This is a genomic window from Curtobacterium sp. MCLR17_007 (genome assembly GCF_003234655.2).
Taxonomy (GTDB): domain Bacteria; phylum Actinomycetota; class Actinomycetes; order Actinomycetales; family Microbacteriaceae; genus Curtobacterium.
In genome coordinates, this window is sequence record NZ_CP126271.1 from 771,771 (window position 1) to 790,746 (window position 18,976).

General features: G+C 64.9%; 20 protein-coding genes and 1 pseudogene. 10 read left to right on the top strand and 11 right to left on the bottom strand.

What is annotated here, in order from left to right; genetic code table 11:
• Positions 1–7: 7 nt before the first annotated feature.
• Both DEJ13_RS03785 and DEJ13_RS03790 read right to left on the bottom strand, forming a co-directional pair.
• Complete coding sequence (locus tag DEJ13_RS03785; protein WP_056122539.1) at positions 8–592, bottom strand: Asp23/Gls24 family envelope stress response protein; 585 nt, start codon at positions 590–592, stop codon at positions 8–10.
• Positions 583–1,140, bottom strand: a complete 558-nt coding sequence (locus tag DEJ13_RS03790; protein WP_056122537.1) for an RNA polymerase sigma factor — start codon at positions 1,138–1,140, stop codon at positions 583–585. Before DEJ13_RS03790 ends, DEJ13_RS03785 begins: the two co-directional genes overlap by 10 nt.
• 239 nt (positions 1,141–1,379) lie before the next feature.
• On the opposite strand from DEJ13_RS03790, the gene DEJ13_RS03795 reads away from it, so the two are divergent.
• From DEJ13_RS03795 to DEJ13_RS03805, 3 genes are all read left to right on the top strand, one after another.
• Positions 1,380–2,891: an MFS transporter gene (locus DEJ13_RS03795; RefSeq protein WP_258374092.1), complete on the top strand. Its 1,512-nt coding sequence runs from the start codon at positions 1,380–1,382 to the stop codon at positions 2,889–2,891.
• Positions 2,884–3,882: an alpha/beta hydrolase gene (locus DEJ13_RS03800; RefSeq protein ID WP_111106873.1), complete on the top strand. Its 999-nt coding sequence runs from the start codon at positions 2,884–2,886 to the stop codon at positions 3,880–3,882. Before DEJ13_RS03795 ends, DEJ13_RS03800 begins: the two co-directional genes overlap by 8 nt.
• 113 nt (positions 3,883–3,995) lie before the next feature.
• Positions 3,996–4,244 carry a hypothetical protein gene (locus tag DEJ13_RS03805; protein WP_111106874.1) on the top strand — a complete coding sequence of 83 codons (249 nt, stop codon included), beginning with the start codon at positions 3,996–3,998 and terminating at the stop codon, positions 4,242–4,244.
• Here the strand turns inward: DEJ13_RS03805 and DEJ13_RS03810 are convergent.
• Complete coding sequence (locus DEJ13_RS03810) at positions 4,228–5,115, bottom strand: endo-1,4-beta-xylanase (protein ID WP_502868723.1); 888 nt, start codon at positions 5,113–5,115, stop codon at positions 4,228–4,230. The two genes, DEJ13_RS03805 and DEJ13_RS03810, sit on opposite strands and share 17 nt — an antisense overlap.
• An 832-nt stretch (positions 5,116–5,947) precedes the next feature.
• Between DEJ13_RS03810 and DEJ13_RS03815 the strand changes: the two genes are divergently transcribed.
• From DEJ13_RS03815 to DEJ13_RS03830, 4 genes are all read left to right on the top strand, one after another.
• Positions 5,948–7,750 (top strand): ATP-binding protein, encoded by a 1,803-nt coding sequence (locus tag DEJ13_RS03815; protein WP_146245236.1) that lies wholly within the window; start codon positions 5,948–5,950, stop codon positions 7,748–7,750.
• Positions 7,751–7,893: 143 nt separating this feature from the next.
• The gene (locus DEJ13_RS03820; protein ID WP_111106878.1) at positions 7,894–9,507 is read left to right on the top strand and encodes a hypothetical protein; all 1,614 of its coding nucleotides are present in this window, start codon (positions 7,894–7,896) and stop codon (positions 9,505–9,507) included.
• Between the two features lie 691 nt (positions 9,508–10,198).
• A complete protein-coding gene (locus DEJ13_RS03825) occupies positions 10,199–10,576 on the top strand; it encodes a thioredoxin family protein (protein WP_111106947.1) in 378 nt (125 codons plus the stop codon).
• 171 nt (positions 10,577–10,747) lie between these two features.
• Positions 10,748–11,239 (top strand): hypothetical protein, encoded by a 492-nt coding sequence (locus DEJ13_RS03830; RefSeq protein ID WP_146245237.1) that lies wholly within the window; start codon positions 10,748–10,750, stop codon positions 11,237–11,239.
• A gap of 353 nt (positions 11,240–11,592) precedes the next feature.
• Here DEJ13_RS03830 and msrA (DEJ13_RS03835) read toward each other — a convergent pair whose 3' ends face one another.
• From msrA (DEJ13_RS03835) to msrB (DEJ13_RS03860), 6 genes and pseudogenes are all read right to left on the bottom strand, one after another.
• The gene (gene msrA, locus DEJ13_RS03835; RefSeq protein WP_111106881.1) at positions 11,593–12,162 is read right to left on the bottom strand and encodes a peptide-methionine (S)-S-oxide reductase MsrA; all 570 of its coding nucleotides are present in this window, start codon (positions 12,160–12,162) and stop codon (positions 11,593–11,595) included.
• A pseudogene (gene msrB / locus DEJ13_RS03840) lies at positions 12,159–12,632 on the bottom strand (peptide-methionine (R)-S-oxide reductase MsrB). Before msrB (DEJ13_RS03840) ends, msrA (DEJ13_RS03835) begins: the two are co-directional and overlap by 4 nt.
• A 151-nt stretch (positions 12,633–12,783) precedes the next feature.
• The gene (locus DEJ13_RS03845; RefSeq protein WP_111106882.1) at positions 12,784–13,266 is read right to left on the bottom strand and encodes a carboxymuconolactone decarboxylase family protein; all 483 of its coding nucleotides are present in this window, start codon (positions 13,264–13,266) and stop codon (positions 12,784–12,786) included.
• A 12-nt stretch (positions 13,267–13,278) separates the two neighbouring features.
• On the bottom strand, positions 13,279–13,650 hold the full coding sequence (locus DEJ13_RS03850; RefSeq protein ID WP_181437025.1) for a GNAT family N-acetyltransferase: 372 nt from the start codon (positions 13,648–13,650) through the stop codon (positions 13,279–13,281).
• Between the two features lie 70 nt (positions 13,651–13,720).
• The gene (gene msrA / locus DEJ13_RS03855) at positions 13,721–14,281 is read right to left on the bottom strand and encodes a peptide-methionine (S)-S-oxide reductase MsrA (RefSeq protein ID WP_111106884.1); all 561 of its coding nucleotides are present in this window, start codon (positions 14,279–14,281) and stop codon (positions 13,721–13,723) included.
• Positions 14,278–14,751, bottom strand: a complete 474-nt coding sequence (gene msrB / locus DEJ13_RS03860; protein ID WP_111106885.1) for a peptide-methionine (R)-S-oxide reductase MsrB — start codon at positions 14,749–14,751, stop codon at positions 14,278–14,280. Before msrB (DEJ13_RS03860) ends, msrA (DEJ13_RS03855) begins: the two co-directional genes overlap by 4 nt.
• Before the next feature lie 255 nt (positions 14,752–15,006).
• On the opposite strand from msrB (DEJ13_RS03860), the gene DEJ13_RS03865 reads away from it, so the two are divergent.
• On the top strand, positions 15,007–15,378 hold the full coding sequence (locus tag DEJ13_RS03865) for a GNAT family N-acetyltransferase (protein WP_181437026.1): 372 nt from the start codon (positions 15,007–15,009) through the stop codon (positions 15,376–15,378).
• Positions 15,379–15,382: 4 nt separating this feature from the next.
• A complete protein-coding gene (locus tag DEJ13_RS03870) occupies positions 15,383–15,904 on the top strand; it encodes a carboxymuconolactone decarboxylase family protein (protein WP_111106887.1) in 522 nt (173 codons plus the stop codon).
• A 43-nt stretch (positions 15,905–15,947) separates the two neighbouring features.
• On the opposite strand, the gene DEJ13_RS03875 is transcribed toward DEJ13_RS03870, so the two are convergent.
• Positions 15,948–16,580: a TetR/AcrR family transcriptional regulator gene (locus tag DEJ13_RS03875; RefSeq protein ID WP_258374093.1), complete on the bottom strand. Its 633-nt coding sequence runs from the start codon at positions 16,578–16,580 to the stop codon at positions 15,948–15,950.
• A 279-nt stretch (positions 16,581–16,859) separates the two neighbouring features.
• Here DEJ13_RS03875 and DEJ13_RS03880 point away from each other — a divergent pair, with 279 nt between their 5' ends.
• Positions 16,860–17,864 carry a CorA family divalent cation transporter gene (locus DEJ13_RS03880; protein WP_111106889.1) on the top strand — a complete coding sequence of 335 codons (1,005 nt, stop codon included), beginning with the start codon at positions 16,860–16,862 and terminating at the stop codon, positions 17,862–17,864.
• A 98-nt stretch (positions 17,865–17,962) separates the two neighbouring features.
• On the opposite strand, the gene DEJ13_RS03885 is transcribed toward DEJ13_RS03880, so the two are convergent.
• The gene (locus DEJ13_RS03885; protein ID WP_111106890.1) at positions 17,963–18,658 is read right to left on the bottom strand and encodes an RraA family protein; all 696 of its coding nucleotides are present in this window, start codon (positions 18,656–18,658) and stop codon (positions 17,963–17,965) included.
• Positions 18,659–18,976 lie beyond the last annotated feature (318 nt).

Below are 18,976 nucleotides of genomic sequence, written 5' to 3' on the forward strand. Positions count from 1 at the left end.
GTGCTCCTCAGGGGACGTGGACGTCGTCGAACACGACGTCGATGCGGTCGATGCGCAGGTCCGTGTGGCGGGCGAGGGCGTCCTCGATCCGGGCACGGAGCCGCTCGGCGGTCTGGTCGGCGACGAGTCCGTACGCGATGCTCGCGGTGACCTCGACGCGGATCGGGGCACCGGGGACGCCGAGTTCGCCGTCGAGCGTGCACCGTCCCATCACGACACCGCCCATGGTGTCGCCGGTCCGCCGGACCAGCCCGCGTACGGCCGCCTCGGTGATCGTCAGGCGCAGCAGCGGGTCCGGGTGCGCCACGGGGACGTCCCGACCGGCGCGGACCTCGGAGCGGATCGTCTCGAGCAGACCGGAGATCCAAACCGAGTCACGGTCTGGCTCGGCGTCGGCCCGGTGCTGCATGGCGTCCCACGACAGCTCGCGCAGTCGCTGCATGCCGGACAGGGCGAGCCGGCACGCAGGGGAGGCCTCGATGGCGGGGTCCCGCGGGGTGCGCCCGCGGTCGAGGTACGCGCCGAGTTCCTCCATCGTGTGGCCGTCGAGGTCGTCCTCGGGCACAGGGACATCGTCGAACGTCATCGCCATGCCTCCATCTCCTGGAGCAGGAACCGCCTGGCCCGGGCGAGCAGCCCCCGGACGGTCGAGGTCGGCAACTCGAGGGCGTCGGCGATCTCCTGGTAGCTGTACCCGGCCGTCTCGCGGAGCAGCCAGCACCGGCGTTGGTCCTCGGGGAGCTTGTCGAGCGCTTCCCACACCGCGTCGAGCTGCAGTCGCGCTTCCACGATACGCTCCGGCGAGTGCACGGCATCAGCTGCCGGGTCGACGGCATCCACGTCGTCGTGGTGCCGACGCGCGCGGATTCGGTCGAGGGCCTTGCGCGTGATGATCTGCGTCACCCACGGGCGGAAGCGTGCGGGCGTCTCGAGTTCCGACAGCCGTCGCCATGCGGTCAGGAACGACTCCTGCACGACGTCGTCGGACTCGAGGTTCGAGCCGAGCATCTTGGCGGCGAACACCCGCATCAGCGGACCGTGTCGTCGCGCCAGGACCTCGAACGCCCGCACGTCGCCGTCGGCCGCACGGACGACGAGCGTCGCGTCCTCGGCGCCGGAGAGCGAGTCGTCGTGGTCCATCCTCGCCTTCCGGTCGGGTCTCGACCGCGGTGCGCTCGAAGGGGTCCCCTCGTCCGAGCATGCACCAGACCCACTGGCGATGCCCGGGGAACGCCCTGGACGACCGGTCCCGCGTCGGCTACGGTGTCCCACTGAGGGAAAGACGCGCACCGCTCGCCGGTGCACGAGGACACGCGGCCCGAGCGGGACGCCACTTCACGATCGTGAAGGAGTTCCCCGTGTCCCCCATTTCATCTCGTGTGTCCGCGCCCAGCGCGAGCACGAACCCGAGCACCGGTCGCGACGGCCCGTCCCGTCTGCGCGACGCCTGGGTCGCCCTCGCCGGCCTGTCCGCCGTCTTCCTGTTCGAGATGCTCGACAACTCGATCCTCACCGTCGCCCTGCCGACGATCGGCCGCGACCTGCACGCCTCCACCACCGGCCTGCAGTGGGTCACCGGCGCGTACTCGGTCGCGTTCGGCGGCCTCATGCTGCTGTTCGGGGCCGTCGCCGACCGGATCGGCCGCCGACGCGTGATGCTCGTCGGGCTCGTGCTGCTCGCCGTAGCCAGCGCCGCGACGGCGTTCGTCGACTCGACGGGGGAGCTCATCGCCGTCCGGGTGCTCATGGGGGTCGCCGCCGCGATGACGACACCGGGCTCGATGGCCCTGGCGTTCCGTCTGTTCGCCGCCGAGGACCTGCGCGTGCGTGCCCTCACCGTGATCTCCACCGCCGGCCTGGTCGGGCTCGCCGTGGGCCCCACCGTCGGGGGCTTCGTGCTCGCGGTCGCGCCCTGGCAGGTCCTGCTGCTGGCGAACGTGCCCATCGCGATCCTGGCCCTGGTCGGGATCGCCACCGGGGTGGCCGCCGACCAGCGGTCGGACCTGCGGCCCGACCCCGTCGACGTGACCGGCGCGCTGCTCGGCACCGCCGCGGTGGTGGGCGTCCTGCTCACCCCCACCGTCGTCGTGGAGTCGGGATGGGCCTCCCGGGAGGCCCTGGTCGCCGTCGCGGCGACCGTCGCCGCCGTCATCGGGTTCGGGATCCGCGTGTCCACGGCCCGCCACCCCGTCCTCGACCTGCGCATGGTCGCCCGCCCGCTCGTGGCGAGCGGACTGGCCTACAAGGCCGCCTCGGGCCTGGCCGTCGCGGGGCTGTCGTACCTGGTGACGCTGCAACTGCAGTTCGCCTGGGGCTGGCCGCCGGCGCTCGCCGCGATCGGCACGCTGCCCCAGGTGGTGGTGCTGCTCGCCGGTGGCCGGTTCGTCGGGCCGGTCGTGCAGCGGCTCGGCCTCGGCCGCGCCGCCTGGGTGAGCGCCGCAGCCGTCGTGTCCGGGCTGGCCGTGTTCGGGGCGCTGAGCCGCTTCGGCTACGGCTGGGTCGTCGTCGCGCTGGTCCTGGTCGCCGCCGGGATGCGGGTCGTCGGCGCGGTCGCCGGCACGAGCGTGCTGACGGGGCTGCCGGCCGACCGGACCGGTGTCGGCGCGGCGCTCGTCGACACGGCGAGCGAACTCGCGAGCGGCGTGGGTGTGGCGGTCACCGGCACCGTCGTGGCCGCACTGGTCGCTGGCAGCATCACCACCACCCACTGGTCGCCCGCGCGGCTCGATGCCTTCCAGGGTGCGCTCACCGTGTCCGGCCTGTCCCTGGCGCTCGTCGCCGCGCTGCTCGTCGTGGTCGGGCTCGTCCGTTCCCGCTCCGCGCCCGTCCGTCCCCGCTCCACCCCGTCCCGTCCCGTCCCCGCTGCTGACCAGGAGTCCACGCATGTCTGACACCACCACCGACACCGCCGTCCGTCCGCCCTTCGACCCCGAGTACGTGCCCTTGCTCCGCGCGTTCGCCGAGCGCGGCCCGATGGTGCTGACGCCCGAGGCGCTGCCGGCGATGCGCGCGCTCGACACCACCGAGGACGAGCTCGACGCGGTCCTGCGGGGCAAGGGTCTGGAGCGCTCGAGCATCACCGTGCCGGGGTACGGCGGCGACCCGATCACCCTGGCCGTCGTGCAGCGCACCGGGCGAACCGGGACCGCCGCGTGCGCCTACACGATCCACGGTGGCGGGATGGTGTTCGGCCACCACCTCGGCAACCTGGACTCCTACGACGAGTGGCTGTTCCCGAACGACGTCGTGCTCGTGAGCGTCGACTACCGCCTGGCGCCCGAGCACCCCGACCCCACCCCGGTCGAGGACTGCTACGCCGGCCTGGTGTGGGTGTCCGAGCACGCCGCCGAACTCGGCGTCGACCCGGACCGGGTGTTCCTGGTGGGGCAGAGCGCCGGCGGCGGACTCGCCGCCGGGACGGCCCTGCTCGCCCGGGACCGTCGCGGCCCGGGCATCGCGGCGCAGGTGCTGGTCAGCCCCATGCTCGACGACCGGCTGGACACCGTGTCCGCGCGCCAGTTCGACGGCGTCGGGGTCGCGGACCGCGAGATGTGCCGCTTCGGCTGGGACGCCCTGCTCGGCGACCGACGGGGGACGGACGCGGTGTCGGCTGCAGCGGCCCCGGCACGTGCCGAGGACCTGACCGGATTGCCGCCGACGTACATCGACTGCGGCAGCGCCGAGGTATTCCGGGACGAGACCGTCGCGTTCGCCGGACGCCTGTGGGCGGCCGGGGTGGCCGCCGAGCTGCACGTCTGGCCCGGGGGGTTCCACGGCTTCAGCGGGATGGCGCCTGGATCGTGGCTCGCGCATCAGGCGAACCGCGCGCTCGGGGCGTGGACCGCGCGGATGCTCGACCGGACCGGGACCACTGCCGGGTAGGGACCGACAGTCGGCCCTCGGTCCGTCACCCGTCGCTGAGCATCCCGACGCATTCCGTGACGAATGTGCCCCTCGATTCGTCTGTAGGAGGGAGACACACGACCGAGGGATGCATGGAAGACCAGCACGACACCGTCAGCGGGAGCCTCGCCGACGACCTGCACCGCGGTGACCGGTGCCCCAGCACGTTCGACCGGTGGCGGTGCGGGCTGCCCGCGCACCACGTCGGTCCGCACCGGTCGTGCGAAGCGTCGCAGCGTGCGGAGTGGAACGACCGCGCGAGCGGCCGACGGCTGCGGGACCTCGCCCGTCCAGCTGAGCACGCCGAACGAGCGGCCCGCGCCGTCAGCGACCCGTCGTGACCAGGCGCACCGTGTCCGGAGTGCTCGTGACCGTGAAGGGCGTCGCGACGTCGCCGACCGTGGCCTGGTACTCGCCACGGAACCCGCGCACCGCCAGCCGACCGTCCGCGTCCGTCCTGGACACGGTCGGGGCGTGCCACCAGTCCTCCTTGACCAGCTGACGCAGCGCCTCGTAGGACGGCTTCGGGGTCCCGTCGGCCCGGACCAGCCCGATCGGTGCGCCGAGCCAGGCACCGGCGTCGGTGATGCCCCAGTAGGTGACGGCCTCGACCGCCGGGTGCCCGACCAGACTCCGGTAGTGCCGCACGAGGTCGTCGGCCTGTCGCGCCTCGCCCTCGGGTGTCGACGGCCACGAGGGGACCCGGTGGTCGTTGAGGTCGACGACGTCGGCGGGCATGAGGTCACCCGACACGAGTGACGTCTCGGTCAGGTGGATCGGCAGACCGTACCGGGCGAACCGGTCGACGATCGCCAGGACGGCGTCCTCGCCCCGGTACCCCTGGTGCATGTGGGTCTGCAGCCCGATGGCGTCGACGGCGATGCCGGCTTCGAGCACGCCCTCGATCAGGCACTCGTACGCGGTCGACAGGTCGAAGTCGTTGAGCAGCAGCGTCGCGTGCGGGTTCGTCGCGCGGGCCTCCTCGAACGCCATCCGGATCATCGCGATGCGCCCGCGGTCGAGCGCGAGCGGGGTGATCGCGTTCGGACCGTTGTCGAACACCGGCATGATGACGACCTCGTTGATGGCGTCCCACGTGTCGACGAGCCCGGTGAAGTCCCCGACCTCGCGCCGGATCCGCTCCCGCTGCAGCCGCTCGACCTCGTCGAGGGGCAGCCCGAGCAGCCAGTCCTGTTGCACCGTGTGCCACACGAGCGTTATCCGGTGCCCGAACTAGCATGTCAGGCACTGTCAGGGACATTGGGTTGAGTCAGGTCGGCTGACAGCCCGGCCCGCAGGTGTCAGGGACTGGCTCCGGCAGGGACCGTCGCGTCGAGTCGAACGATGCGCTGGAGGCTGACGTCGCGCACGAAGCCATTGAACCGGCTCGACATCGACAGCCGGATACGCGTGAATCCTGTTTGATCGATGGAAGCCCGTCGCGGTTGACGGGATTTCTTGCTCCCGAGCGGGCGCGGACCACGGAACCTGGGCGCGCGAGCTGCTCTCGCGACGCGCGCTCCGAGCATGAGTCCTGGGGGAGTCGCCTTCTCGGTCCCGACCGGTCGCAGCCTGCTTCAAGTAGCGCGCCGTACAGCATATGCGAGTTCTGCTCGCCGGTTGACACTCGGCGTAGGCAAACATCTGGCTCAGGATGGACTGTAGCGACACTCCTGAAAGAGGTCAGCTTGTGCGCATTTGAACACGAGACGGTCAGGCGGCGGAGATTGGCTTGAGATCGTGCCGACCCGCAAAACGCGGTATTGCAGAAATGGTCATCTCTGCGAGACACGCAAAGCGGCGGAGCCGGGTCACAGGCGAACGCCGCCGTGTCCCGTGACTTGTGAAGGGAGAGGCACAATAGTTCTTAGAGATCGCCACGGGCCCGAGGGGACGCTGGCGGCCCTCGACAACTGAGCCCATAAGCCGGTAAACGGGGGTTTCATCCGAGAAGACACGTCCTAGGCCGTGGTGCCGATACGGTGGACGCAACGCGTGAACATGTTCGCGTACTTATCAGACCTTCATGGGCAACGGGGAGATCGTGGCAGAAGAGAACACCCCGCGATTGCGCGTGCACGAGTTCGCGAGCCGGAGCGGCGTCAAGACCCGCGATGTCCTCCAAGCCTTGGCGGACATGAACGAGTATGTACGCTCGCCATCAAGTGTCTTGCCTCCGCCGGTCGTGCGGCGATTAGGAGTGGCGCTCGGTGTTGATCCCACGCTCTTGGTCGACGAACCTGTCGCTCGCACGCCACCCGTGGAAGCGGTACGCGAGACGGAGGCGTTCTCCAATGACTACGGATGGCATTCGGGGGCTGTTAAAGCGCCCCGGAGCGTTGCGCTGCAACGCGAGCTCGAAGCCGTTGAGGCGAGATATCCGGCGCTGGTGGAACATCGGCGCCAGCTCGCATCCATGGGGTCTCAGGTCATCAGAGCATCACTGATCAAGGGCGGCCCGTTGAGCGGTGGCGCGAACCTCCGCATCCGGTTCAGCGAAGCCATCGAGTCCGCGTTCGGGCTTACCCGCGAGGTGCTCGCGATCTACCTGCCATACGAGGATTTCCAGATGCGCTCCTATGAGGCAGTGCTCCGCCAACTCAAGGACGAACGACACGTCGTGACGCCGGACGTCATCCTTATCTGGACTCCCGACGAGCGTCTTGGAACGAAGCTAGCCGAATGGAGGAATCTGCGTACAGTAGCCATCCCATTCAAGCTGGACAGCGTGAACTCCTTCGGGCTCATAGAACTCCTCCAGAATCACATCCACATCCGCAATCTCTTCGAGGTCACGACCCCCGTGTCGGGCGACACATTCTTCGGCCGTAGAACGGTCCTCCAAAGTCTGCGCGAAGATGTACTAGCCCAACGGGCAGCAGGCATCTTTGGACTCCGAAAAGCGGGAAAGACCAGCATTCTTCTGGAGCTTTCGGATGAGCTGCGTGCGGACGGCGTGCTGCCCGTTCTCATCGATCTTGAGGCGCTACCGTCCCCGCCAGTTGACCCGACCGACGATCTGCTCGCTCTGTTGCGCCTGCGCATGATGGAAGCGCTGAAGGGTCAAGAACTACGCGTGAAGGAACTGGCGGAGCTTCCGGACTTCCCAAGCACCATGCAGTTCAAGATCGCGGTGCAGAAACTTCTCCGACACCTCGGCTCGAGCGGGACTCGTGTGCTACTGATGCTGGACGAGATCGAGTACGTGACACCGAGCGGAAAAGCTGGGGCGGCGGCTGCTGACCTGCCCCGGGTTGCACAGGTGCTGGCCACGCTTCGAAGCTTGACCCAAGAGTCCGACAACATGTCCCTTCTCCTCGCAGGTCTGACTAGCTCGATTGTGGAGGACGGGACACTTCACGGTAGGCCGAACCCATTCTTTTCCTGGGCACGGAAGGTGTATCTCGGTCCCCTCGAGCGGGATGAAGCGGCAGATCTTGCTCTCTCTCTGGGCCGGCGGATGGGCATATTCATAACGGAAGGCGGGCTGGACGCACTGTACGAGGCCTCAGGTGGGCACGCCTACCTCTATCGCCATCTTGCGTCGACCGTCGTCAAGACGCTCCCAGTCAACTTGACCAATCGGATCATGGCACGCAGGGATGTGCTGAGCGCGCTCAGCGCCTGGAAGTCTGAGGTGCACGCCCACATAGTCGAGATGATCCGGCACGTCGAGGGTTACTACCCCGTTGAATCCGTCCTCTTGGATGCGCTCCGCGCTGCTCCGGATCTGTTCAACGAGTTCGCTGACTCGGAGATCGATGCGACCCGCCACTTGGTGGATCTGGGCCTATTGGAATCCACAGATGGCGGGTACCGTCCCGCTGCGCTGCTGGAGCTATTGTGACTTCGCCGAGTAGCCAGGCACATTGGCCAGGGTGGGCTAACTCAATCGCAGAGCAGACCACTGTTAGCAGTATCGTCTTTCTTCAACTCGGCTCCAGCTACCTCGCGACCGCAGACGTCTTGTCCAGCGCTGGATTCGTTCTCGTGGACGCGGATGCGTTCCTCGACGGTGAAGACGTCGAGGGAAACCTCGTCGTATTGACCGATCTCGACGCCCTCTCGTCACCCGCAAGCGCAGCGCGCATGGGCAAGCTCCGTATGAAAGTGCACGCTGAGGTCAAGGCTGGCCGGCGGTTCGTGCTGCAATCCCGCGCTCCCCGCCTCATCTACGCATCTCGGGGAAGTTTGTTGGCGCAGGACGCGACGTTCGCCACGGGGCCGTCCCGCAGCTCGTGGGCTGATCCACACCACGCGACTCCAGTGTTCGAAGCCGAGCTGGACGAGACCCGGCCCTTTCGGACGGTGCTGCGGCAAACGCTCACAGAACTTGGCGTATCCGTGTGTGCGCGGCTTGACCGGCTCGTCTACGAATCGGGCAACCCCGCCCCCGGAGTTCATGAGCTGGACGCGACGGAAGTAGAGGCTCTACGAGGGGCTGGCCTCGTCGACAGTGTCGGGGGCTGGCAAGTCGAAGACCTCGCGGCCGTCCTTCGTCGAGAACTCACGGACGTACTCGACGAAGGGCGGGATGGTTCCAGCTACCTCAGCGATGTAGTAGTCGAGTTCGACGCCCTGACCTCAGCGCTTCGCAGGACTGTACGTGCTGCCGCTCGAGCACGCTGGGGTCCCAGCTGGGCGTCGGAGTGCCTACCTGAAGCGGTTGCCCTTGAGGTGGTCAAACGGGCATCCAGCGAATTGGCGCCGATGGTGGAATCGATTGAGGATATTCGGGACGCGCTCGCTTGGTTGAGTGCGAAAGAGCTGCTGGGACTTCGTCGGGAGAGTGCGCTCGGGGGCCTCGGGATGTCTGAGAGCATGTGGAAGGCGGCCGAACGAGAACTAGCGGCAGTCGAAGATCGGCTTCGTTTCTTTGGGCATCTCACACGTCAGGACGAGGCTTGCGTAAAGAAGTGGAGCGGTTGGTTGGGCCAAAAGCTCTCACACACGAGTCACCTCAGCCCTGATAGCGGGCTCGCCATCGAGTCGGCCAATGAAGGGGCACTGCTCCGTCAGATCAGAGATGGCCTGCTCCACAACCCCGCCTTCTCTACGGCGTCGGGAGCCGCGTTCATGCAGCTCGTGACTTCGACTCTGCGCTTCCTGAGGCTCGCTGCGGACCACCGCGCCCCGTACACACGTCCGTTCCCTAAGGGGAAAGCGCCGTTAGAAGCAGCGCTGCAGGAGCACTACTTCTGGTACCTCGGTGCGACGGGCCTAGGAGACAGTACGTTCATGGAAGTGCCTAACATCTCCACTGGGCGCGTGGATGTGCTCGTGGTGGGGGAGGGTGGCAAGCGCTTCGTCACCGAGGTCAAACGGGAGCTGAGCGACGCGTCATTTCCAGCGATTGCGGATGCGTACTTCGGTCAGGCAGCGGACTATCACGTCAACAGCGATCCACTCGGTCAGCTGCTTGTTTTAGACCTTACCGATCACTCAGAGGGAGTGCCGGCGGTCGCGAATTCCATCAGCGTGGAAACGCGCGACGTAGGTGGGAGCTTGCGATCCATTGTGATTTACGTAGTCCGCGGCAATCGACCCGAACCGAGCGCGACCAAATCCCCGCGTCCGGTGCAGTCGGGTCCGGAAAACGAATAGGCGCAAGGTAAAGGTTCGACCTAGAGGCTCCGGGCACGCTGTCGGACCTGGGGCGCTCGTTCCACGGCACGCTCCGCAACGGCGTGCTCGTCTACGTGGAGCGCGACCCGCCACAGACGCCGCATTGCATCTCACCCTCACCAAGGAGCGGCTCATCCGCCTCGCCGGCGGAGGCCTCGACGCCGAGGGCCTGGACGTGCGCGGCGACCTCGGCGTCCTGAAGCAGTTGCTCAGGGTGCTGAGCCCCGGGAGACCCGGCGTTCGAGATCGTGCTGCCGTGAGGACGCGGCAGAAAGGCCAGCGAAGCAGAAGCTGACACGCACGCAGTGTCCGTCGCGGTCGCGACCGTCATCCCCTCACGGATTCCGACAGTTGGCTGGCGACGGGAGCGGACCGTCGTCGTGCCCCTACCAAGCCCGGCCACGCGGGACACACCGACGGGCTTTCGCGCGGGCAATGGCTCAGCAAACCACGCTGTCCGACGGCTCGCGGCGAGCCCGCCACTACGTGCCGCAGGCCTGTCCAAGACACCGCGATGGTTGGGAACTGTCCGCCGCAGGGTCGAGCCCCAGGGCATGCGCGCGAGCAGATGTCGGTTGGTAGCTAAGCCTTGCGCCCTAGGACGTTATCGAGGAGGATAACCTTTGGACTCTTGAGTCCAATCAGGTTGGCCGACCCGAAGGGCTTTATGATGGCGACCGTCGAGGTAACAGACAACAATTTCCGGGAGATCGTAGAACGCGATGGGATCGTCATTCTCGATTTCTGGGCCGAGTGGTGCGGAGCGTGCAGGTCGTTCGCACCTGTGTACGAGGCCGCGTCCGAGAAGCATTCGGACGTTGTGTTTGGCAAGGTGGACGCCGACGCTGCCACTCGGCTTTCAATCTCCACCGGCATCCGCGCGCTGCCCACCGTCGCGGTCTATCGTGATTCGATCCGGGTGTTCTTCCAGGCGGGGGCTCTGCCGAAGCCCGCGCTGGAGGACCTGATCGGGCAGGTCAGGGCGCTGGACATGGATCGGGTCCGCGCGGAGCTTGATGCCCATGGTTCTGGCCACGTCCATTCATAGCCGTAGATGGCCGGCACAGCGTTGCGCCGGCTGACGTGTAGTGAAGGAGGATGCACTTGGAGGTCTCGACGATCAGTGCTGATCAACTAGCGGGCTTGAGCGGTACCGTCTCAATGGGCGGCCTCATACAGGGGACGTCAATGCTTCGTCCGGGACGCTGCCATGTCTGAGGTGAAATCTCCGATCCGGATCGGAGACGACGCGGCCTTGCTTGAACTTGTGCCGTCTACGTCGGGTGTGCCGACAGCCGAAGACCAGCGGATGGTATTGGCTGCATACCATGTCTCAGGAAAGCTGGGCTATCGCGCCCGGAGGTCCGAGGCCGCACGGATTCGAGATGAAGTTGTTGCGTCGTTGCGCGAGGTCCAACCCCGCACGGTGGTCGCGGTTTTCGGGGGCTCCCACGGGGCGTCTCGACGACGTGTCGATCGTATGGCGCGCCGGATCACCCGTGGCGTCAGCGTGATCGCGACGAACACGGTCGGTTCCGATACGACGGTGATCGGCCTTGTGATTATGTCTGGCCAGGAGCGAGATCTCGCCGCGACGTGCGTGCGGCACGTCGCAACGGAGCCGCCAGCGAGGGGCGACGGACTCGTCTTCCACGCTGCCGATCTCCGCCGCGCGAACATCTACGAACTCATCGAAGAGGCGGTCGTCTGAGGCCGCCCACATGCAGTTCGAGCCGCGGACCGTGAGAGGTTCAAGCGATGAAGAAGGGCGACAATATCCTTGCGCGGGACATCCCCTGCGCGTGACAAGAATCCCCGTGAGTTGCGGTGAACAGTCGTAGCCGCCCATGTAACCGGGATGAGGTTCCGCAACGATAGTTACGTAGCCAACCGCCGCTATGACGTGCCTACTCCCGCCGATATGCTCGTCCAGCAATTTGGCGAATCGACCGACGATAAGGGTTGTTGAAGCATCGCGCCGAGGCCCCTCAGGTCAGCGAGAACACTCAAAACCGCAGAGGAGGGCGTGCTCAGCAACTGAGCACGCCCTCTGCCATTCATTGATCAGCTTGTCGTCGCGCGCGCCGGCCGGGCCGAGCGGGTCGACAGCACCCATTCTGGGCGCTCATAGTGGCACGTGTACCCGTTCGGATAACGCTCCAGATAGTCCTGATGCTCAGGCTCCGCTTCCCAGAACGGACCTGCCGACTCGATAGTGGTGACTACTCTGCCCGGCCACGCGCCTGAAGCGTTCACGTCCGCAATAGTGTCGCGGGCGATCTGCGCCTGCTCCGGTGTGAGTGGGAAGATCGTGGAACGGTAGCTCAGACCGACATCGTTACCCTGCCGGGTGGGTGTCGTCGGGTCATGGATCTGGAAGAAGTACTCCAGGATGTCTCGATAGGTCGTTTTGGCCGGGTCGAAGACGACCTCCAGAGCTTCGGCGTGACCCGGATGGTCTCGATACGTGGCGTGGCTGTTCCGACCGCCGGTGTAACCGACACGCGTCTGCAGCACACCGGGCCGGCGACGAATGAGCTGCTGCATGCCCCAAAAACATCCGCCGGCGATGACAGCTGTCTCAGTGCCCGGCGTGCTGGTGATCTGTCCGGTGTCCTGAATGCCGCTGGTCATGATGCGTTCTCCTCAGTTGTGTCAGTAGTGTCGAACAGCGAGCGATACTCGCCGTACCCCTCGGCATCGAGTTCGGCCACGGGGATGAAGCGGAGGGCTGCGGAATTCATGCAGTAGCGCAGGCCCCCAGCCTCGGCGGGGCCGTCATCGAACACGTGCCCCAGATGGCTGTCGGCACCGCTGGAGCGGGCCTCAGTCCGCTCCATTCAGAGCGTTCTGTCCGTCTTGGTCCGGACGGCATCCGGCTGGATAGGCCTGGTGAAGCTCGGCCATCCGGTACCGCTTTCGTACTTGTCGGTGGAAGAGAACAGGGGCTGACCCGAGACGACATCGACGTAGATGCCGGGCTCGTGGTTGCTCCAGTACTCATTGCGGAACGACGGCTCGGTGCCGTCCTCCTGTGTGACGCGGTACTGCAGTGGGGTGAGGCGGCTGAGCGCCTCGGGAGTCTTGCGATAGTCGTTGGACACGATTCCTCCTGTTCGGACGCCGCTGGCGTGCGGTGTCACTAGATGGAACGCATCAGTTGGACCATTTGGTCCCATTATCCTGAGAGCCGGCTGTGACTTCAGCCCCGTTCCTTGTTCGCGCTGCTTACGTGCTCTGTCTCGGACCAGGACCTCAGGAGAGGTGCCCGTCGGCGTCGCGGGCGCGCACCGGATGTTCGCTCAAGATTGAGATTCTGTTGAAGAGGTTGATGGACGTTGCTACCCATTCGGCGCTGACGAAGCTTACCTCCCCTAGGGCGTGCCGGGCAGCGATGAGGTCCGCTTTGCTGTTCTCGCTCAGCGGCACGGCTGTCGCTGTCTCAGCGACAGCGAGCAGGGCTGTTTCCCGGCTGGTGAACAGTGTCGTTTCTCGCCACGCAGGTAGCAGGTCCAGCTTCTGCTGGGGCACGCCGTGCTTTCGAGCTTGACGTGAGTGCAGATCCAGGCAGAACACGCATCCGTTGAGTTGGGATACGCGCACTTTGATGATCTCGCTCTCGGCGAGAGTCAACCCGCTGGCGGTTGCACTGGAGATGGCAGTTGCGAACTCGCCCGCCGCTTTCCACGCATCGGGCAGAGCTTTGTCCATGTAAGGAAGATCTTCAGCGTGCATCATCACGCCGATGCCTCAGTGACGGCGTCCATGCTGACGCGAACTCGCATTGCCCGGGAAGGCAGGGTCGACGATGTCTGCGTACTCCGGGTGTGTCTTCACGAACGCCGTGGCGAAGGGGCACGTCAGAGTCACGGTTCGTCCCTGTGAGCGGAGCATATCGAGGACTCCACCAAGTAGTTTGCCTGCGATTCCGTGTCCGCGGAACTCGGGGAAGACGGAAGTCGCCAGAAGTGTGACTCGCGTCCCTGTTTCCTGGTAAAGGAGTCCTGCTGCCGCACGACCCTCGACCGTGTACTCGTACACGGCGGCCTCCTTATTGTCGGTGATGCTGAATGGTTCCGCATCGAGTTCGGCTGACGCAGTCGCTACGAGTTCCTCCGTCATTCGATCAGTGTCCGTGAGCGTGATCATTCGCGGTTGATTCGAGTCCATGTGTCCTGCCTGTGTCTTGTTGTCACGCCTGTGGGTTCTCCTCAGGGCGCCTGGGTAGCACCCATTCGGCGCGTTCGAAGTGGCAGGTGTAGCCATGGGGGTAGGTGACCAGATAGTCCTGATGCTCGGGCTCGGCTTCCCAGAATGCGTCGGCAGGTTCGATGGTGGTGACGGCCGGGCCTGGCCAGAGTCCTGATGCGTCAACGTCTGCGACTGTGTCTCGCGCGATCTGCTCCTGACGCATCGAGATGGGGAAGATCGCGGAGCGATAGCTGCTGCCGTAATCGTTGCCTTGGCTGTTCAGCGTTGTGGGGTCGTGCACCTGGAAGAAGTAGGCGAGTACCTCGCGATATGTCGTGACGGTCGGATCGAACTCGATCTCGATTGCCTCGGCGTGCCCCGGATGATTGCCGTAGGTTGCGTGGTCGTTCTCGCCGCCGGTGTAGCCGACACGTGTGTTGACCACGCCCGGCTGGTGACGGAACAGGTCCTCCATGCCCCAGAAGCACCCGCCTGCGAGGACAGCCGTCTCGGTGTCCGGGTTGTCGGTTATGTTCCCGGTGTCGTCGACACCGCTGGTCACGCCACGTGGCCCTTCTCTTCAGCGTCGAAGGTGAACAGGGAGCGGTATGCTCCGTACCCCTCCTCCTCGAGCGACGAAACGGGGACGAAGCGGAGGGCCGCCGAGTTCATGCAGTAGCGAAGCCCGCCAGCCTCCTGCGGCCCGTCGGTGAACAGGTGACCGAGATGGCTGTCCGCACCCGCCGAGCGCACTTCGGTGCGTGGTTCGCTTAACTGGAAGTCGGATCTGGTGTCCACAGCATCCCGAGTGATCGGCTTGGTGAAACTCGGCCAGCCCGTTCCACTGTCGTACTTGTCGGTCGACGAGAACAGAGGCTCCCCGGAGACGATGTCGACATAGATACCCGGTTCATCGTTTGCCCAATACTCGTTGTCGAAAGCTGGCTCAGTGCCCTCTTCCTGAGTGACGTAGTGCTGGTGCTCCGTCAGGCGGCTCAGCGCCTCCTTCTTGGCGTGATTCTGCGAGCTCACAGCTCCTCCTCCTCGTTGGGTCCGTCCTCACACCATAGAACATTTTGGGACCCCTGGGTCCAAAAACTGCTATCCGCAGGTATGCTCGACAGACATGAGCCGGTCTGACGAGGCGACGGCAAAGCTAGCTCGGATGCGCGAGAGCCCGGCAACTGCAGGCACTCCGTTGGACTCGAAAGGCCCGGTATGAACGACTCGAACTCCCCGCCTCGGCCCGCCGCTGACGCTACCGATCCGAAGCAGCACAGAGCCCCAGTGATCTCCTCTGAGCAGCGTGCTCTCATTGAAGAGATGGAGAGGACTGCGCCAACGGAAGGACGGTTCTCGATAACGCGTGACGATGCCGCTGGCCTTTTCGTGGCTGCGAAGGATGACGTCGAGTTCGGTGGCGTGCTGTTCGCCGAGAGTGATGGTCAGGTGTTGCTTCTGTCGACATCGATCCTGCCGGCTTTCCGCGGCCAGGGCCTCGCTACCGAACTCACTCGGCGCGTACTCAACCTGCTGCGCGCCGAGGGAAAGAGTGTGACCGTCAGGTGCCCGGTGTTCAGGTCCTTCTTGCAGCACTACCCGGAGTATGAACAGCCTCTGCACGAACGGCCCGAAAGTGATCGGAACGAGGATGGTTAGTCAGATGAACGACTTCGGTCCTGTCCTTGAGACAGTGAGCTTCACGAACACGCGGTTCGACCCCAACCAGACCCGCTTCGGCCACTTGGCGGGCGAAATGGCAGCAGCCTTCGGATACGCGGCGGAACTCGTCGGAGATTCGCGCCTGATGCAACTTCTCAGGCTGCGCGTTGCGCAGCTGAACCCGTGCTCTTACTGCCTCATCTTGCATAGTGAGGTCGCAGCCAAGATCGGGATCTCCTCGGTCGTCATCGCGCACCTACCCTCATGGCGAGAGAGCAGGATGTTCTCCGAACCTGAACGAGCTGCTCTCGGGTACTGCGAAGCACTCACCATTTTCGACCAGGAGAGGTTCGAGACGGCGCATGACGAGCTGCGTGCCTACTTCAATGAGCGGGACGTCGCGGAGATCGCCGCGGTGGTGATTAACATGAACGTGTGGACCCGGCTCAAGCTCGCACAAGGTGCCGTGCCTGTCGCCGCGGATGAAGGAACGCGAAACCGCGCGGAGGACGACTCTGTGTGAGTCTCTTCGTACCCCAGGCGCGGCCCTAGCTGATGTCGCCCGCTCAGGCCGGCGCCTCGAAGGCTTTGACCTGGGCCAACGCTGCGTCGAGAGCGGCACGCATGGGATAGACATCCCGCGTAGCTTTGGCTAGCAGGTAGCCACCTTGCATGGCGGCCAGCAGAGTATTCGCGAGCGCCCGGGAGTCTGCTTCAGCCTGAAGAACACCGTGGGTCTTGAGCCGGTCAAGTGCCTTCCCTAGCACCTCGAGCCACTCGTCGAAGTGCGCAGCGATAGCGCGTCGTGCATCCTCGTCGTGATCGGCAAGCTCGTTCGCAATCGAACCAAGCGGGCAACCGTACGCGCCGTGACGGATCGCGTTGCGGTCGACGAGCTCGTCCCGCCACAGCTCGAACCCTCGAAGCGAGACGACTTTGTCGAGCCTGCTCCGCTGCTGCGCGAGCAGACTTTCGGCCCGAACATCGATAACCGTCCGAACGAGATCCCGCTTGTCGGGGAAGTGCTGGTAGAGCTGAGACTTGGACGTGGCGCTGGCGATACGCACGTCGCTCAGCGTGGTAGCGGCCACACCGCGCTCGCTGATCAAAGCATCTGCCGCCTCGATGATGCGCACCTTCGTCGCCGCCCCGCGCGCCGTCAAGCGGCGTTGGGGCCGTGGTTGGCCGCTGTTGCTCACATGAACCAGGATATCCCGCTCGCACCGTACTCGACTGGAACGCTACGGACCGCTGCTAGCGGGCATTCGGGGGATCGAGGCGGGCCGCTGGCCGAGCTCGCATGGCGCGCCGCCCTTACCGAGACGAGCGCATCCCGTGCGTTCGTGGTCTCCAGATCTGGTCCGATCCAGAAACTCGTGGACCAGCATGTCCAGAAGTGACATGAGCAGCGCGCGCAGATAGACACTTCTTGTCTCAGATAATCGGACCCCCTAGTCCATCCGCGCTATGCTCGGGCGATGACTACGGAACTGTCTGGAAACGTGCATCAGGAAGAGCCGAAGGGTTCGGCCCCGCGTGAAGCCGCCACGCTTCGAGCCTCGATCAGCGACGCAACGCCCCTGCAGGAACTACAGGCGCTCATCAGTGGAACGTCGTCGTCGGGCGTCATCGGCTGCAGCTGCGGCCTTGACCATTCCCTGGACCAACTGGCCGTCGAGTTCGACTTTCCCGAGGCATTGCGTGAGAGCTTGTTGATGGCAGGAACGCGTCCGAAGCTCGAAATTCACGGGAAGTCGTACCTGCTCCGCATCACGCGTGCATCCTTCGTCTCCAATGAAGTCGTGATCGCGCCGGTCCAGGTGGTGTGCCACGGACAGTGGATGGTCGTCTTCGAGGATCCGCACGAGGCTGCGACCGCGTGGCATCCGACTTCCACTGCCCCCGAGGGGGCAGGAATCGCGGGCGACACGAGCGGGGTACTGTCCGGCCTCATCGATGCGTCGGTCCAGTCCCATCGCCACGCAATCGACATGATCGAAGACGCGATGATCGATAGCGAAGCGCACGTTTTCAATCGCGAGGGCGAGGGAGTGGAAAGCGTCTACCGTCTCGGACAGCAGGTGACCACGCTCAAGGCTTCACTAACGACCCTGGCGCGGTTCATCAGACAGATCCCGCCGCCCGACGCGATGAACGACCATGACTGGGGCGCAATCATCGTCGGTCATTCAAACGAGGTGGCCGATATTCTCACGCACGTCGTCGACATACATGCGCAACTGACCCAGCTGGTCGCTGTCAACACCGCTCTGATCGCGCGGCGCCAGAACGACGACATGAAGAGAATATCCGCATGGGCGGCGATCCTTTTCGCGCCAACGCTTGTCGGTGCTATTTACGGCATGAACTTCGCCGTGATGCCTGAGCTTGAGTGGACTTTCGGATATCCTCTTGCCATCGGAGCCATGTTCGCCATCGGCGTGATTCTCTTTGTCATCTTCCGTCGTCAGCGGTGGCTGTGATCCGCCCCGAGGCAGGAGCGCATCTCCGCTGGTACTGCGGGTGATGACCTGATCGAAGTACGAGGCGTCGGGCCGATCCCGGGGCGACTCCGGCTGACTCAGCGCTCGGTTCCGTCGGCGATCCCACCCACTTCCTCCAGGGCTATCGCGGCGCGATGAGAGGAATCATCCCGCCGAATCTGATGAGCGTCCTCGAGAACTCGATCAATGTCTGACTCGGGAATGAAGACAGCGCCGGAAGCGTCGCAGAATACGTACTGACCAGGATGCACACCTACCCCACCGATAACAACGGGGACGTTCGTCTGATAGGGCGTCACGTCACCGCCACCCCATGCGATGGCTTCAGCTGAGCACCAGGCCGCGTAAGGCTCGTCGGCCAGCTCGCCGAAATCGCGCAATCGACCATCAGTCAGAACCCCGGCAAGTCCGGCATTCGCGAGCCGAGAAAGCTTGGTTCCTCCTGCAAGGGAAGTGTCGGTGTAGCCGTTGCTCGCCATGACGAGGACAGTGTTTTCAAGCGCTGTCTGCGCACCGGCCACCGCCTGATGGAACAGGCGTCCGAAATTGTAGTGGGCGGGATCCAGAGCCGCAGCGCACGACGGGAAGAACGAGATCGTGATAACTCGTCCGAACAGTTTTCGGTCGGGAGTGGGGCTCACAAGCCCCGTGATATGGGCTCGGTGTCCATGCAGCCTGCCCAAAGCGTCGGTGATGTCGGCGCTTGTGAGCTCCGCCGACAAGCCCACGCGTCGTGCATCGGCCGCTTCCGATTTGATAACTGCGTCGCCCATGGTTGTTCCTCCAGGTCGGTTGTGCGCCGGTCGCGTGGGGCTCTTCCGATCCCCGTTGGCGGCGTCCTATCGTCAGCCAATGCCGAGGCATCACCCGAGCGAAGGCTTTCCGGCGGGTCTATCCACCGTAGGGCATGTTGGACCCCAAAGACCATATGACGAGTGGCTCCGCCAAAATGATCAAGAAGAGCTCAAACTCGGTCTGGGCCGCACCAATGACGAGACATTCGTGACGTCGATGCGGTCGATCAACCGCGTGGTGGTAAACCCGTTGTTCCTGCTGCCGATCTTCTTGCCCCGGTGATCCTCGGTGGGCGG

Excerpts from the sequence above, each read along its gene's own strand:
- DEJ13_RS03785 (WP_056122539.1), bottom strand. The coding sequence starts at position 592 with ATGGCGATGACGTTCGACGATGTCCCTGTGCCCGAGGACGACCTCGAC.
- DEJ13_RS03790 (WP_056122537.1), bottom strand. The coding sequence starts at position 1,140 with ATGGACCACGACGACTCGCTCTCCGGCGCCGAGGACGCGACGCTCGTC.
- DEJ13_RS03800 (WP_111106873.1), top strand. The coding sequence starts at position 2,884 with ATGTCTGACACCACCACCGACACCGCCGTCCGTCCGCCCTTCGACCCC.
- DEJ13_RS03805 (WP_111106874.1), top strand. The coding sequence starts at position 3,996 with ATGGAAGACCAGCACGACACCGTCAGCGGGAGCCTCGCCGACGACCTG.
- DEJ13_RS03825 (WP_111106947.1), top strand. The coding sequence starts at position 10,199 with ATGGCGACCGTCGAGGTAACAGACAACAATTTCCGGGAGATCGTAGAA.
- msrA (WP_111106881.1), bottom strand. The coding sequence starts at position 12,162 with ATGACCAGCGGCATTCAGGACACCGGACAGATCACCAGCACGCCGGGC.
- DEJ13_RS03845 (WP_111106882.1), bottom strand. The coding sequence starts at position 13,266 with ATGATGCACGCTGAAGATCTTCCTTACATGGACAAAGCTCTGCCCGAT.
- DEJ13_RS03850 (WP_181437025.1), bottom strand. The coding sequence starts at position 13,650 with ATGACGGAGGAACTCGTAGCGACTGCGTCAGCCGAACTCGATGCGGAA.
- DEJ13_RS03870 (WP_111106887.1), top strand. The coding sequence starts at position 15,383 with ATGAACGACTTCGGTCCTGTCCTTGAGACAGTGAGCTTCACGAACACG.
- DEJ13_RS03880 (WP_111106889.1), top strand. The coding sequence starts at position 16,860 with ATGACTACGGAACTGTCTGGAAACGTGCATCAGGAAGAGCCGAAGGGT.
- DEJ13_RS03885 (WP_111106890.1), bottom strand. The coding sequence starts at position 18,658 with ATGGGCGACGCAGTTATCAAATCGGAAGCGGCCGATGCACGACGCGTG.